Source organism: Marinobacter alkaliphilus (genome assembly GCF_055394375.1).
The window spans coordinates 780,604-794,728 of the sequence record NZ_AP043751.1 but is presented as its reverse complement, the minus strand read 5'-3'; the positions used below and the strand labels follow the sequence as shown (position 1 = coordinate 794,728).

Here is a 14,125-nt window from a genome sequence, read left to right as displayed (position 1 = left end):
AATCATTATGCAGGCGGGCGTAGCTCAATGGTAGAGCAGAGGCTTCCCAAGCCTACGACGTGGGTTCGATTCCCATCGCCCGCTCCAAGACACTATCTCTGCATAGTCTGCAATTTTCCACCCCCCAACCTTTTTAGGATTTCCGAGGTTGGCCCCTGTGTCCTGGCTGTGAATCTGTTAACAAAGCCGGCCTGTAATGCAACTGCCACACTAGGCGATTAGTGTTCGAGGCATCTGAGTTTGGCCGGCCAAACGGCACGCTCAGTTCATAGGATTAGTACGGCCACTGGAGAGGCTGCCTGTAATCTATCCCCTTTCTCCAGGTTCTAGCTTGATGACAACGAAGTCCGATACCCCCCTTAATAGCGTTCAGCTAACCATGCTGGCACTTGGGGTGATTATCGTTTTGTTCCTCTGGGTGTTATTTCTTTGGCAAGGATCATCGACAAAGGCAGAAACACTCAATGCGAGGCTGTCCGAGAACCGCAATCTGGCGTTAATTGTGTCGGAGAGCCTAAAGCAGATGACTGATCGTGCCAAGGCCATGGGTAGCTTGGTGACTGACGATGTCATCGCGCATCAAGGGGCAGAAACTCGGCTTCTGACCCTTCTGGCAGAAGATCCGGTGTTCAACCGGCTCAGTGTTTACAACTTATCTGGAGATCTGATCTATACCAGTCATTTGGGTTCAGCACGGTCAAAGCTTGGTAGTTGGTTGGCTGGAACTGAGACGCACTTTGCCGGAACTGGATCTGCGCCTGTGCTTCCCGACCGAGTTGCGGATCCTGCATACGCGCCGGGAGAACCTGCCTGGCGATTGCCATTCCTGGTTCCGCTCAGGCTGACAGACGTGTCCCAATCCTCAAGATTGATATTGATTGAGCTGGACATCGCCTACCTGGCAGGGCTTATACAGAATGTTGAGCTGGGCGCGGGCTTTATTCAGATTTTGGATTCCAGGGGTGGTGAGTGGATGCGCGCCAATGAAAGCGGCATTGTGGTCGGAGGTCCACAGGTTCCAAAAGTTCAAATTGCAGGTGAAGGTCGTGTTGTCACCGGAGAAGCCACGCTGGAGCTGGCGGGCGAGCGTTACCAGTACGTTTTTGTTACCCGTCCAGCTAACGGTTTCACCGTCAGTGTGGCCCAGCCCTATTATGAAATCTTTGCACCGATTACGCCTGGCCGGAACAAGCAACTGGTAGCTAATAGCGTGATGACGTTACTGGTTCTGGGCATTGTGTTCTGGCTCATTCGTAGCCTGACCCAGCAGCAACGGGTTATGGAAGCATTGCGGTTGTCGGAGCGGAACAACCAGCGACTGATTGGGCGTCTTGAGACCGAGCATGCCCGCAGTAGCCGTGCCGCTTCCATTGATCATCTCAGTGGTCTGTTCAACCGTCGCCAGTTTCTGGATGTGGCGGATTCGCTGGTGCTGGAACAACGCCGACAGCGTAAGTTATCAACGATGCTGTTCATTGACCTGGACCGTTTCAAATCCATTAATGACTCGCTCGGTCACCATATCGGCGATCTGTTGTTGCAAGCGGTCGCGGGTCGTATTCAGCGAATGCTTGGAACAGGTGACATCGCCGCTCGTTTCGGCGGTGATGAGTTTGTGGTGTTGCTGGCTGGCGATCGCAGTGAGGCAGACATTGAGCAGTGGGCCTCAGCATTGACTGCGCACTTGTCCGCTCCCTACATGCTGGAAGGCACGGAACTGGTTAACAGTCCCAGCATCGGTATCGCCATCAGTCCTCGGGATGGCCAGAGTATTGATGAACTGACGAAATGCGCTGATGCTGCCATGTACTCGGCCAAGAAAGCCGGGCGTGGCCAATATCGCTTTTTCGACCAGTCATTGAATGTAGCTGATGTGGAAGAATTTCACTTGGAACAAGCCTTCGCCGAGGCTCTCAGAAAACGGGAGTTCGTGCTGCACTACCAGCCCCTGGTGTGTCTGGAGAGTATGGAAGTCATCGGCTATGAGGCCCTGGTGCGCTGGCAGCATCCAGGTATTGGTTTGCTTTATCCGGATCGGTTTATTCCTGTCGCCGAGAAAACGGGCTTTGTGGTGGCACTGGGTATGGAAGTACTTCGATCGGCGTGTGTCCAGATATCTGACTGGAAACAGAAATACGGTAGCTCAAAGCCAGTTGCAGTCAATGTTTCCCCGATACAGCTTGCCCAGCCGGAATTCTGTAAAGAGGTCCTGGCGATGGTGGCTGAACACGACTTGACGACAGACCTGGTGGAGCTGGAAATTACGGAAACCGCCATGCTGGAGGGCCGGGCCGTCGAAAGTCTGCACTGCCTCAAGCGGGCAGGTATCCGGCTCAGTCTTGATGATTTCGGCACCGGTTATGCAGGGTTTGCCCACCTCGAGGCGGTACCGGTAGACAAGCTGAAGATTGACCGAAGCCTGATCAATCGAATATCAAACAGCCACGATGACAGTCCCATTGTGTCCTCAACCATTATTCTGGCCAAGCGAATGGCGCTCAAGGTGGTGGCCGAGGGGGTAGAAACCCGTGAACAGCTGGTGCACCTGAAAGTCGCCGGCTGCGATATCGCTCAGGGCTATCACCTTGGGCGTCCAATGCCCGCAGAGCAAATACCAGAGTTTCTCAGAACCTTTGCAGAGGAGGCCGCCAGCGCATGAGGTTGTTGATGTTGACTCTAGGGCTTGTCTTCGTGGCTTTTGCACCATTCTCCCGTGCAGAAGCCGTTCAGGAGGTCAAATCCTGCAGCATGAACCGATTGACCTTCACCATGGTTCCTAAAAAAGACATTGACCAGCAGCGCACTGAATATCGGCCGTTAATCATGCTGTTAGAACAGGGGCTTGGAATGCCAGTTGAGCTGGTCAGAGCAACTTCCTACGAAAGCGTGATGGATGGCTTACTCTCGGGCGGTGTCGATCTGGCCGTCATGGGGCCGGCGTCCTATGTTATCGCCCACGCTCAAGATTCGGGCCTGGATGCCTTTGCGTCATTAACCACAGAGGCCGGGTTCTTTACGCCAAAGGGAAGTTTCTATTACTCGTTGTTGGTGGTTCCAAAAGCGGCAGGAATAGATAGCATTGAGCGCCTGAGACATGCCCAGGTGTTGCTGACCGACCCCTCCAGTACATCGGGGGCCCTGGTTCCAAAGAAAGAGTTTGCCACGACTATCGGCGAGCCGTTCTCCGATTTCTTTGGCGCAAACATTTACGCGGGCAGCCATGATAAGGCATTGATGGCGTTGCTGGATAACAAGGCGGATGCAGCCTTTGTTTCCAGCTCAAGAGCAGATGAAGCCTACAGGCGCGGCGTGATTGATAAGAATACTCTAACCGTTCTCTGGCGCTCTGCACCGCTTCACTATGACCCGTTTGTATTCCGCAGTGGGATTTGCGAGGAAGTTCGCAGCCGGGTAATTGATCTACTGACAACACCTTCACCAATGCTTACCGAGTATTTGAATACCCAGCGCGCGATGGGAATAAACCGCGTGACCCACGATGACTACAGGGCGATTGAGGTCATCGCCCTGCCGAAATAGCCGCGTTCGGAAATTCCAGTATTCAGGTCATCATTCAATGCAACTTCAGGCGAGGATGCATCGCTCGGCTGATCTTGTCCATCAGCCAGATAATGCCCGTGCGCAGGAACCCGTGCAGGGCAACCTGGTGCATCCGGTACAGGGACACATAGAACAACCTGGCCACCTTCCCTTCGACGTACATGCTGCGACCAGACAGGTTGCCCATCAGGTTGCCGACCGTCGTGTAACGGCTGAAATTGATCAGTGAGCCGTGGTCGTTGTAGACAAAGGGTACCGGGTCTTTGCCCTGCAGGCGGTTGCACAGGGTCTTGAACAGAGCGTCCGCTTGCTGGTGTGCGGCCTGAGCCCTTGGTGGCACCGTATGCTCAGAGCCCGGCTGCGGGCAGGCAGCACAGTCACCGAAGGCAAAGATGTCTGTGTCCCGCGTGGTTTGCAGAGTTTGTTCTACCCGAAGCTGATTGCTGCGGTTGGTTTCCAGGCCGCCGAGCTCCGCCAGAAACGGGGGAGCCTTGATGCCCGCGGCCCAGATGGTCATTTCGGATGGCAATTCGGTGCCGTCTTTCATGACCAGGCTGTTTTCACGCACTTCGCTGACTGGCTGCCCGGTCAGTACTTTCACCTTCTGGCGTTCCAGTTCACGGGTGGCTGCCGCTGACAGGCGCCCGGGCAGGGCCGGCAAAATCCGGTCTGCCGCTTCGATCACGCTGATGGAAACATCCGAGGACTGCAGGTGGTTCATGCCGTATACCGGCAATTCCCTGGATGCCAGTCGCAGCTCGGCAGCCAGCTCCACACCCGTGGCGCCAGCGCCGATGATGCTGATGTTCAGAGTATGGGGTTTGCCCTGATTGGCCTCGTGGTTTTTGCGCAGGAAGGCGTTGAGCATCAGGTTATGGAATCGCCTTGCTTGCCTGAGGCTGTCGAGAAACAGGCAGTGTTCCTGGGCGCCGGGTGTGCCGAAATCGTTGGCTGTACTGCCCACGGCGATCACCAGGGTGTCGTATTGAATCCGACGCTCGGGCACCACCTCGTGGCCCTCTTCGTCCAGGAACGGCGCGATGATGATTTCCTTGGCCGCCCGATCAAGGCCGTTCATGCGCCCCAGCTGAAATTCATAGTGATGTTTCCGTGCGTGGGCCCGGTAATTAATTTCGTTGGCACTGGCGTCCAGTGAGCCGGAGGCCACTTCGTGCAGCAGAGGTTTCCAGACGTGGGTCAAGCCGGCGTCGACCAGGGAGATGCGAGCCTTGTTTTTTTTGCCGAGTTTGTTGCCGAGGCTGGTGACCAGTTCCAGGCCTCCGGCGCCACCGCCGACGACAACAATATGATGCAGGTTTTCCATAACAGTCAGACCTTCAGAAGATGAGAGCCAAGCGCTCTCGCGGGAAAACGCTTGGCTGTCTGCTCTGATCAGTCTGACCTGTGAACACAAAAGGTAGGCTGCTAACACCGTTATACTAACGTTGACGGCCCGGGATGACAATTGGACAGAAGTGTTGTCTGGCGGGTGCTTTGGGTTACACCTGAGCGCAGAAGCCGTGTTTTCCGCCGCTAGTTTGCTAATCTGGACAAAGACCTGACGTGGTTGATAAAACCGGAACACCGGCCGGTCCCGTATCATTCGGCGATGGCTGAATTAATCAAAAGCCGCTCGACAGGAGAGACGATCGTGAAACTAGAGGTTCGTGGTGTAGAAGAGGGACAACCCATTCCAGAGAAGTTTGCCTTTGGGGTTTTCAGCGAGCAGGACCACATGAGCTTTGGCCCCAACCGAAACCCCGAGTTGGTCTGGTCTGGGGCACCGGAGGGTACGAAGAGTTTTGTGGTGATGATGTTTGACCCGGATGTGCCCAGCGTAGCCGATGATGTGAATCAGGAAGGCAAAACCGTGCCCGCCGACCTGCCCCGGGTGGATTTCTTCCACTGGCTGCTGACCGACATTCCCGCCAATATCGGCCGCATCCCGGAGGGCGAAGACAGTGACGGCGTGTTGCCCAAGGGCAAGGACCATGGGCCGGGTCCGATTGGCGTTCGGGGCGTGAATAATTACACCCAGTTCCTTGCCGGCAACCCGGACATGGCGGGCACCTATGCCGGGTATGACGGCCCCTGCCCGCCCTGGAACGACGAGATCATCCACCACTACCATTTTGAAGTGCACGCGCTGGATGTGGACAGTCTTGGTCTGGAAGGTGAGTTTGATGGGAACGATGTGCGCCAGGCGATGGCCGGCCATGTGCTGGCCAGTGCCAGGGTGACCGGCACCTACACTCTCAATCCAGATCTGCGCTGACGCTGTTTGTCGCCGGGCGGACGGTTCTTCGCCCGACTTCATAAAACTGACTTGCCATTGTCACCCGGGTGTCACCGGAGCTTGCCAAGGTTGTTACAGGAAACCGAAGGCAGGCCTGACACCACGGGAGGCACCATGCGAGCGTATCGCAGCGTATTCATTTCCGATGTTCATCTGGGAACGGCCGATTGCCAGGCCGACTACCTGCTGGATTTCCTCAACAACGTTCGCTGCCAGACGCTGTACCTGGTAGGCGACATTATCGACCTGATCGCCATGCAGCGCCGGGCCCATTTCCCGGACAGTCATCGGCAGGTTATCCACAAGCTGCTGGAGCTCGCCGCCACCGGTACCCGGGTGGTATACATTCCCGGCAATCACGACGAGTTTTTCCGGCGCTTCTGCGGTCAGACCTTCTCCGGCATAGAGCTGCAATACAAGGCAGTGCACACCACCGCCGACGGTCGTCAGTTTCTGGTCTGCCATGGCGACCAGTTCGACCAGGTGGTGCGCTGCAGCCCGCTGATGCTGCTGGTGGGAGACCGCGCCCACGGCCTGTTGCTGCGCCTGAACCGCTGGTTCAACGCCCTGCGTCGGCTTCAAGGCAAGCCTTACTGGTCGCTGGCGGCCTGGATCAAATGCCGAATTGGCAAGGCCCGAACCTTTATCCGGCGATTCGAGCTGGCGGCGCTGACGGCTGCAGAGAAAGGTCATTACCACGGTTTTATCTGCGGCCACATCCACTCGGCAGGCTTTCTTCGCAGTGAAGAAGGACTCTACTGCAACGATGGTGACTGGGTGGAGCACTGTACGGCGCTGGTTGAGCAGGCTGACGGCAAACTGGAGCTTCTACACTGGTCGGAATCGCCGGTTACCCTGAGCCGGGAGCCGGATCACCCCAACCCGGAGCTGGCCGGTGACGCCCGGCCAGTTATCGACGCCCTGCCAGCGGCGTTTCTGGAGCAGTTCAACGGCCCGGTTCGGTAAGGTTCCGATGACGGCCCTTTGAATGGACTATGGCCAAACGGGTTTAGTTTCTTACCCTGTAGCTCTCCAGAATCGCCGCCATGTCGTCGCCGAGCTGTTCCAGCTCGGTGGCCGACAGGTTGCGCTCAGCCATGGAGCGCAGCCCCATAATCTGGCTCTGAAGCAGCCTCGCCAGCCGCCGGCAATCGGTTTTGGCGGCAATTTCTCCCTGAGTCCTCGCACTTTCCAGCAGCTCGGCAAAGGACGTTTCAATAGCGGCCAGCACACTCTGGGCCTGTGAATACAGTGCCGGGTTGGTGCTGCTGGCCTCCAGCAGGGTTTTCACGATCAGGCAGGCGCGTGCGGGGGCGCAGTCAACGTCTGTGCAGCTGCTCGCGATTTTCCGAAGATACGCCTGCAACCCTTCGACAATGCTGTCATAGCCGGCCATGTGCTCTGAAAGATCAACCCCGCCCTGTTGGGCGTAACTGGCCAGGGCTTCAGAAAACAGGCCATCTTTACTGCCAAACGTGGCGTAGATGCTGCCCGGGCGCATATCCAGCGCCTGCTCAATCTGCTTCATTGAACTGCCGTGATAGCCCTTGTGCCAGAACAGACTGACAGCCTTGGCCAAGGCTGTATCCCGGTCATAGCTTGGAGGTCTTGGCATAACAACACCGCCTTCGTGTGAGTTTTGAATGTTCACTCAACTATACCTTGAGTGATTGCTCAGAAACAGATAGTCTCCGATTGTTGAGTGATCATTCATAAACTTGATTGGAGTACCGCAATGGCAGATTTCAAACTGCATGATATTCAGTCCGCCCCAGAGGCAGCCAAGCCTTTGCTGGAAAATTCCCAGAAGAACTTCGGTATGATTCCCAGCCTGCATGCGGTGATGGCTGAATCGCCGCAAGTGCTTGAGGCCTACCAGAAACTGCATCAACTGGTACTGGAAAGCAGTTTTAACAATGACGAGAAGACTGTGGTCTGGCAGACCATTAACGTTGAGAACGCTTGCCACTACTGTGTTCCCGCTCACACCGGGATCGCCAAGATGATGGAAGTGTCGGACGACATTACCAATGCCCTGCGTGACGAGACACCCCTTCCGAATGACAAACTGGAAGCGCTGCGTGATTTCACTCTGGCGGTCATGCGCAAGCAGGGCAACTTGAGTGAAGACGATCTGAACGTGTTTTTCGAAGCAGGCTTCGATAACCGGCACGTTCTGGAAGTGATCATGACGTTGTCCCAGAAGATCATGAGTAACTACATCAATCACATCGCCAAAACGCCGGTAGACGAGCCATTCAAGAAGTTTGAGTGGAAGAAGGCATGATTCAGCACCGCGATCGGCCGATTTAATGGCGGCCGATCGCGGTGATCACGTAACAATCTATTCCGAGCTGTGTCGGTATACCCTGTCAACCAAACACAGGAGTTGTAATGACTATTAATCGGCAATTTATCCCGACACTTTTCTCGCTCTGGTTTCTAGCTGGCAGTGTGCTGGCGGAGACTGATCCCTACGAGCCATTCCAGCAGCTGGTCGCTGATCATCTGATTGAGCACACCTTGCCAGGCAATGGTCTGGTTTCTGCCTTTGATTACCAATCGGCTTTGGCAGATGACCAGACGCAACCACGCCTTGAGCAGCAGCGGGAGCGGTTGGCATCGTTTGATCTTAGCCAGCTCGATTCGCGGGAGCACGCAGTCGCGTTCTGGATCAACGCCTATAACTTTTTCATGATTGTCCAGATTCTGACTGAACGGCCGAATGGCCAGTTGGTGTCTTCGGTGTGGGATTACGGCGGCCGAATCAATCCGTTTGTGAAGAATGTCTTCGGCCGCACCAACTTTACGGTGGCTGGACAGGCTTACAGCTTGAATGACATCGAGAAAGGTATTCTTCTGGGCGATGACTACCAGGCCCGTGGCTGGAAAGACGCGAGGGTGCATTTTGCCGTCAACTGCGCCTCTGTGGGTTGCCCGCCTTTAAGGGCAGAGATCTATACCGCGGCGAACCTGGAGACATTGCTGGCCGAGAATACCCGGCGGGCATTGAGCACCGAACGCCATCTCCGGGTTGAATCCGGCCGTTTGTACGTGAGTGAGCTGTTCAAGTGGTACGAGGAGGATTTTCAGGAGGCTTCCGGATCGAATCGGGATTTCATTTTGGAGTGGGCGACGCCTGAGGTGTCAGAGCGTGTCAGAAGCGCCGCCGGGCTAAGCTACATCGACTACGACTGGAGTCTGAATACGCCTGAAAACTTTCCAGAGATTCGCCGCTAGCTTTGAAGTCTGACCCAAGCCATTCGGGAGCTGGGAATTGCAATTCAATCGATTCATAATGATCATTCAAGAACGGTCATATGGAGGCCCTGCAGCATGATCCGCTTAATTGTGTTCTTTGCTTTTTTTATGGCATCGCATCTGGCTTACGGAAAGCCCGATATTCAGCCGCTCGTTGATTCCGACTGGTTGCTCCAGAATTTGGCAAGGGAAGATCTGGTTGTCCTGGATGTGAGGTCCCCCATTGACAATGGCGGTGATCGAAGTAGCTTTGAGAAGGCCCACATTCCCGGCGCTATTTACAGTAGTTACACAGGTGATGGTTGGCGGGAGAGTCGTGGTGGTGTTGCTGGCCTGTTGCCACCTGTCGCCAGTCTTGAGCGATTGATTGGCAGTCTGGGTATCAGCAACGGCGATACGGTCGTTATCGTGCCAGCAGGTACCGGCGCGACAGACTTTGGCAGTGCGGCCCGGGTTTATTGGACGTTCCGTGTATTGGGCCACGATTCGGTTACTATTCTTAACGGCGGTTTTGCCGGCTGGCAGGCGGCAGGCTTGGAGGTTGCTCATGGTCAAGGTGAGCGTCGGGACATCGCACAGTTCGAAGGAGTGCTCCAATCGGACCTGATCGCGTCACTAGACGAAGTTGAAGCGGCTCGTAACAGTCAGGCCCAGTTGGTGGATGCGCGCCCGGGCGACTACTTCACTGGCAAAACGCAGTCGCCGGCTGCCAGAGCGCCAGGTACGATTCCCGGTTCTCGAAGCCTTCCCCACTCTGATTTTCTTGGCCAGCAGAACCAAGTCTGGTATTTGAATGCGGATGATATTAACGCGCGAGTGAATCGGGCAGAGCTAGACCGCGCTTCTCGCACTATTGCTTTCTGCAATACAGGGCACTGGGCGGCCACAGACTGGTTTGTGCTCAGTGAGCTGGCGGGCTTTCAAGAGGTTGCCCTGTACGATGGATCCATGGCGGAGTGGTCACAGGACAGCAACCGACCGTTGCAGGTGGCGAAGAAAGGTCTTGGTAAGCTGCTGGATTTGTTCAACTGAACTGAAAAAGTGAGTGCTCATGTCTGATTCCGCAGTTCTCCAGCGCGGGCTGCAAGAGCCCGGGTGGCAGTTCGACCGATTTATCGTGTCGACGGCCCTGCTTGGTCTTACCTTGCTGGGTGGTCTGATCTGGCTGGAAACCGCTCCCTTCATGGTGGCGCTGTTCATCATTGGCGCCGTGTTGGGCATGGCGCTTTACCACGGTGCCTTTGGCTTTACCGCCGGCTGGCGCAACCTGGTTGTGAAAAAGCGTGGCGCCGGCATGCGGGCTCAGCTGCTGCTGTTCGGGTTGAGCTCCCTGATCATGGTGCCCATGCTTCACAGTGGTCAGGCTGGACTGGTCGGAGCCGTGGCGCCCGTGGGCACGTCCCTGGTAGTGGGCTCGTTCATATTTGGTATTGGTATGCAGCTGGGTGGAGGCTGCGGTTCGGGCACCCTGTTCACCGTAGGCGCAGGCAATATCCGAATGGTTGTGACTCTGGTGTTTTTTATTGTGGGCGCAGTACTCGGCTCCATCCACTTGCCCTGGTGGCTGGACCAACCCGGGTTTGATCCGGTACCACTGGTCAGTAGTTTTGGCGTAAGCGGTGCCATTCTCGTGCAGTTCGTTGGGCTCGGTTTGATCGCCTGGTGGGTCAACCGCATTGAGCGCAAGGCCCATGGAACCATCGAGCGCGATGAACTTCTGTGGAAAGGCCAGAGCCACGGTGTATTCAGAACATTGCTCAGTGGCCGCTGGCCTTTCACCTGGGCCATCTTGATTCTGGCCGTCGGCAATGCCCTCACCCTCGCCATTGGCGGCGCGCCCTGGAGCATCACCTTTGCCTTTAACGTCTGGGGTGCCAAGGCTTTGGAAGTGGTGGGCGTTAACATGTCCCAGTTCGAGTTCTGGACCTGGGACTACCCCGCCATGGCCCTGAAAGATTCTGTGCTCACCAACATTCCCTCGGTAATGAATTTCGGGCTTCTACTGGGCGCCATGCTTGCCGCAGGCCTGGCCAACCGGTTTAACGAAGCCAGCCGCAACCGCCCCGAAGGCCGCCAGTTCCTGGCTGCCGTGGTGGGTGGCTTGCTGCTCGGCTATGGTGCCCGTTTGGGCTTTGGTTGCAACATCGGGGCGCTGTTTTCCGGCATTGCCTCCGCCAGCCTGCACGCCTGGGTGTGGTTTGCATGTGCCTTCGCAGGCTCACTGATCGGAATCCGGCTGCGGCCCTGGTTCCGGCTGCCAAACTGAGGGGAATGTCGACAGTATGGAAAGAGCCTACAGCCGAACCCGTATCCTGGTGGCGCTCGGGATCATTCTCGTTTTGATTCTGGTGGACCACCTCAACAGTCCGACTTTTGCTTTCAATTCGGGCCAAGGCAATGTGCAGACCGCGCTTTCCCAGAGAGATGAGGCGGCGTGCGCGCCCTGTGGGGCGCCGTGTCCGTCGGCCAGAAACTGAGCTGATTCCCTTTTCCGACCACGATGAGGGTAGTTGCAGTACACCCTCACCCTGGCGCAGGCCCTAAGCTAAGCTCAAACTCGTGGAGTTTATGCTCAAGGGTGAGGGATTGATGTTCGAGGTTCGACGGTCCTTCGAAGACTTCGAGGTCAATTGGCGTATTAATGTATAGGGCAAGTAGACGGCTCTGTCTGTGGGCTCTGTTCTGGCCAGTTGCCGTATATCAGCGATTCGAGTTTGCCGAGGATATGCGAGCCATCGGTCAGGCGCGTCAGCCAACTCAGAGGTATACCCTGTTCGCCTCCAACACCATGAATGGCGGCCATGGCCGGACCAATGATCCATGCCCTGCCGCAGGAGTCGCCGCCGCAGTGAATGTTGGCGCGAATGGCTTCGGAAAAACTGCCTGCATGGCTGAGAATATGGAAGATCACGGGCATTGCCTCATGCAGATAACAGGTGCGGCCAAAGGTGTCACCGGCGCTCCGGGCATTCAGTCTGGAACCGGACCGGGCCTGGCAAAGACGATCAGAATCCGGAGCCAGCGGGGCTGCCAGATCAAGCGCCTCGTTGATGGAGCCGCCCTGGAAGAGATGATCCAGGAGTCGAGCGGCGCAGCGAGCCCACGCGACGGCCTCATCGTTGTGGTTGGTGACCCGGACTGCCGCCTCGACCACATCCAATAAGTCTTCGCTGCCGCAATAGCAGGCGACCAGAGGCGACAGTTTGGATATGGCAGGTAGTTGCAGGTCATCGGCACCGCTTTCAGGAACCAGCTGCTCGTCTATGGTCCTTGCCAGGTGAAGGCCGGCGTCCTGTATTTCCGGCTCCTGATAGGTGAGGCTGATGGCTTCCTTGACCGGTTCCGTAAGCTGGTCGCCGGTTAGGCGGCGGGTATAGGGTATGACCTTCTGAATCAGCACTTTTTGCTGCCGTTCCGTCAGCGTAGTGGTGACTGTCGACAGGGCATGGTTAATGGCCCTGTGTTCAATCGTTGTCAGGTTTTCCAAAGTAATGCGGGTAGGGTTGTCCAGGAACCCGCACCAGTTGCCGCCAGGGCCGAAACAGGCCCGGAAGCGCCGCTGGTAGTCCCGGATATCCAGTCGGCCTTCACTGGCCAGCAGGCTGTCAGCCAGCACCCTGGTAGCGGCACCGTAGTGGCTGATGTCCCCAGGTTGTTTGCCCTCATGTGCAAAATAGCCAAAGCCTTGGCTGTAATACCCGGCTTTTGGCGGCAGGAACTCCGGCGCGTCGCCACCGACCTCCATAATGCGCGTGCTGTCATATAGCCAGTGAAGTCCAAGACTCGCGGCATCGGCAACCCAACCGCCGGCCAGTGCGGCAATCATCAAGTATCTTTGGTCCGTGGGTACGTTATTTTTCATGGCAACTCCTTAGTGGTGGTTGTCAGGAATGGGCGATTGGTGAGGGCCGGAGTAAGAAGTAAGTCACAAAACGGCAATTGCCATTAAGCGGGCTTACCTCCATTGCGGCGTTGAGTAGGTATGACGCCTGAGTTGTTGGTCGAGTTGTAAACCCCTTGGTGGAGTTGGGCTCGACTTTTCTATCACTCATTAATTTGCAGCCAGCGGGCCAGTTTTGAATCCGGTCGTCGGCTTATTGACCAGGGTAACCATGCCATGGCGGCCAGAATGGCGGCGCCAGCCAGCACGGTCAGCATGGGGTTGAGCTTGATGGTATTTCCCAGCCCTGCGAAGACGACTGTCATTGGGAGCATGCCCAGTAGAGTCGCGACGGCGAAACGCCAGGCCCTGATGGCCGTCACACCAGCGGCGTAGCTAATAAGGGCGAATGAGAACACGGGAATCAGCCGGGTCAGGAGCACTGCAATGGTCAGAAAACGTTGAGAGCCGTCCCTGGCCAGTATCGGATTGTCCGGAAATCGTTTACAGATTGCCTCACGGCCCAGGCTTCGGGCAATCCAGAAGGCCGCCATGGCACCGACCAATGCGCCGGCCGCAGCAATTGCAGTACCCCACACAACGCCGAAGGCAAGCCCGGCCGTTGCGCTGACCGGCAGCGTGGGAATGGGCCCAACTACGACGGCGATCATCATCAACAGCATGAGCAACAGCGGGCCGCTTGCGCCTTGGCTGCTGAGCCAGGCCGACAGGCTGCCAGGTGACAGTTCTGTTGGTATTCCCAGGCTCTGTAGCAACCACCAGGCCCCCGCAAGTGCCGTCAATACCACGGCAACGATGGCAAATCGGAAGGTCATTGGTCGGTTGTTTCTCCTCTCGTTCAGTCTGACGCCCCAGCCCAGAAATGATACCAGCCTGTTGGGGCGACCGGCTTTTCGAGTAGTCGATCAGCCTAAACAGGCGGTTCAACAACATCGTTACTCCGGTTGAACATATGTTGTTGGTATTAAGGACAGGCAAACGGGGTGAATGTTACAGGTCAACAGGCCAATTCGCGCAGCAGCAGGGCGAGGGGTTAGCCATGGGACGCCATGGCGTGCCACGAAACTGGCGGCGGAGCTGCAGGTTTACGATAAGGTTCGCAGTTC

12 protein-coding genes and 1 tRNA gene are annotated in these 14,125 nt (G+C 56.4%); 9 read left to right on the top strand and 4 right to left on the bottom strand.

Features of this window, described 5'->3' with window-relative positions; translation table 11 throughout:
- The first annotated feature begins 13 nt into the window (after positions 1–13).
- The 3 genes from ACZ5Q2_RS03650 to ACZ5Q2_RS03640 all read left to right on the top strand — a co-directional run bounded on the left by ACZ5Q2_RS03650 (position 14) and on the right by ACZ5Q2_RS03640 (position 3,540).
- A tRNA-Gly gene (locus ACZ5Q2_RS03650) sits at positions 14–87 on the top strand.
- Between the two features lie 247 nt (positions 88–334).
- On the top strand, positions 335–2,659 hold the full coding sequence (locus tag ACZ5Q2_RS03645; protein ID WP_413774330.1) for a putative bifunctional diguanylate cyclase/phosphodiesterase: 2,325 nt from the start codon (positions 335–337) through the stop codon (positions 2,657–2,659).
- Positions 2,656–3,540, top strand: a complete 885-nt coding sequence (locus ACZ5Q2_RS03640; protein WP_230713228.1) for a phosphate/phosphite/phosphonate ABC transporter substrate-binding protein — start codon at positions 2,656–2,658, stop codon at positions 3,538–3,540. The genes ACZ5Q2_RS03645 and ACZ5Q2_RS03640 overlap by 4 nt, the downstream gene beginning before the upstream one ends.
- A gap of 34 nt (positions 3,541–3,574) precedes the next feature.
- On the opposite strand, the gene ACZ5Q2_RS03635 is transcribed toward ACZ5Q2_RS03640, so the two are convergent.
- A complete protein-coding gene (locus ACZ5Q2_RS03635; RefSeq protein WP_230713226.1) occupies positions 3,575–4,885 on the bottom strand; it encodes an NAD(P)/FAD-dependent oxidoreductase in 1,311 nt (436 codons plus the stop codon).
- Between the two features lie 327 nt (positions 4,886–5,212).
- On the opposite strand from ACZ5Q2_RS03635, the gene ACZ5Q2_RS03630 reads away from it, so the two are divergent.
- Positions 5,213–5,836, top strand: a complete 624-nt coding sequence (locus tag ACZ5Q2_RS03630) for a YbhB/YbcL family Raf kinase inhibitor-like protein (protein ID WP_106694193.1) — start codon at positions 5,213–5,215, stop codon at positions 5,834–5,836.
- A 135-nt stretch (positions 5,837–5,971) separates the two neighbouring features.
- Positions 5,972–6,823, top strand: coding sequence for a UDP-2,3-diacylglucosamine diphosphatase (locus ACZ5Q2_RS03625; RefSeq protein WP_374786500.1), 852 nt, complete (start codon positions 5,972–5,974; stop codon positions 6,821–6,823).
- 43 nt (positions 6,824–6,866) lie between these two features.
- Here ACZ5Q2_RS03625 and ACZ5Q2_RS03620 read toward each other — a convergent pair whose 3' ends face one another.
- Entirely contained in the window at positions 6,867–7,472 is a 606-nt protein-coding gene (locus ACZ5Q2_RS03620; RefSeq protein ID WP_374786499.1) for a TetR/AcrR family transcriptional regulator, read from the bottom strand.
- 120 nt (positions 7,473–7,592) lie between these two features.
- Between ACZ5Q2_RS03620 and ACZ5Q2_RS03615 the strand changes: the two genes are divergently transcribed.
- The 4 genes from ACZ5Q2_RS03615 (at position 7,593) to ACZ5Q2_RS03600 (ending at position 11,384) form a co-directional block, all read left to right on the top strand.
- Entirely contained in the window at positions 7,593–8,144 is a 552-nt protein-coding gene (locus ACZ5Q2_RS03615; RefSeq protein ID WP_230713222.1) for a carboxymuconolactone decarboxylase family protein, read from the top strand.
- A 107-nt stretch (positions 8,145–8,251) separates the two neighbouring features.
- Positions 8,252–9,097, top strand: coding sequence for a DUF547 domain-containing protein (locus tag ACZ5Q2_RS03610; RefSeq protein ID WP_230713220.1), 846 nt, complete (start codon positions 8,252–8,254; stop codon positions 9,095–9,097).
- Between the two features lie 96 nt (positions 9,098–9,193).
- A complete protein-coding gene (locus ACZ5Q2_RS03605; RefSeq protein WP_230713218.1) occupies positions 9,194–10,150 on the top strand; it encodes a sulfurtransferase in 957 nt (318 codons plus the stop codon).
- Positions 10,151–10,169: 19 nt separating this feature from the next.
- On the top strand, positions 10,170–11,384 hold the full coding sequence (locus tag ACZ5Q2_RS03600) for a YeeE/YedE family protein (protein WP_432210441.1): 1,215 nt from the start codon (positions 10,170–10,172) through the stop codon (positions 11,382–11,384).
- Positions 11,385–11,756: 372 nt separating this feature from the next.
- Here ACZ5Q2_RS03600 and ACZ5Q2_RS03595 read toward each other — a convergent pair whose 3' ends face one another.
- Positions 11,757–12,980: an ADP-ribosylglycohydrolase family protein gene (locus ACZ5Q2_RS03595; RefSeq protein WP_230713214.1), complete on the bottom strand. Its 1,224-nt coding sequence runs from the start codon at positions 12,978–12,980 to the stop codon at positions 11,757–11,759.
- A 182-nt stretch (positions 12,981–13,162) separates the two neighbouring features.
- A complete protein-coding gene (locus tag ACZ5Q2_RS03590; RefSeq protein WP_230713212.1) occupies positions 13,163–13,834 on the bottom strand; it encodes a TVP38/TMEM64 family protein in 672 nt (223 codons plus the stop codon).
- Positions 13,835–14,125: the final 291 nt, after the last annotated feature.

Coding starts and splice junctions, on each gene's coding strand:
- ACZ5Q2_RS03595 (WP_230713214.1), bottom strand. CDS start 12,980: ATGAAAAATAACGTACCCACGGACCAAAGATACTTGATGATTGCCGCA.
- ACZ5Q2_RS03625 (WP_374786500.1), top strand. CDS start 5,972: ATGCGAGCGTATCGCAGCGTATTCATTTCCGATGTTCATCTGGGAACG.
- ACZ5Q2_RS03590 (WP_230713212.1), bottom strand. CDS start 13,834: ATGACCTTCCGATTTGCCATCGTTGCCGTGGTATTGACGGCACTTGCG.
- ACZ5Q2_RS03635 (WP_230713226.1), bottom strand. CDS start 4,885: ATGGAAAACCTGCATCATATTGTTGTCGTCGGCGGTGGCGCCGGAGGC.
- ACZ5Q2_RS03615 (WP_230713222.1), top strand. CDS start 7,593: ATGGCAGATTTCAAACTGCATGATATTCAGTCCGCCCCAGAGGCAGCC.
- ACZ5Q2_RS03640 (WP_230713228.1), top strand. CDS start 2,656: ATGAGGTTGTTGATGTTGACTCTAGGGCTTGTCTTCGTGGCTTTTGCA.
- ACZ5Q2_RS03605 (WP_230713218.1), top strand. CDS start 9,194: ATGATCCGCTTAATTGTGTTCTTTGCTTTTTTTATGGCATCGCATCTG.
- ACZ5Q2_RS03610 (WP_230713220.1), top strand. CDS start 8,252: ATGACTATTAATCGGCAATTTATCCCGACACTTTTCTCGCTCTGGTTT.
- ACZ5Q2_RS03645 (WP_413774330.1), top strand. CDS start 335: ATGACAACGAAGTCCGATACCCCCCTTAATAGCGTTCAGCTAACCATG.
- ACZ5Q2_RS03620 (WP_374786499.1), bottom strand. CDS start 7,472: ATGCCAAGACCTCCAAGCTATGACCGGGATACAGCCTTGGCCAAGGCT.
- ACZ5Q2_RS03600 (WP_432210441.1), top strand. CDS start 10,170: ATGTCTGATTCCGCAGTTCTCCAGCGCGGGCTGCAAGAGCCCGGGTGG.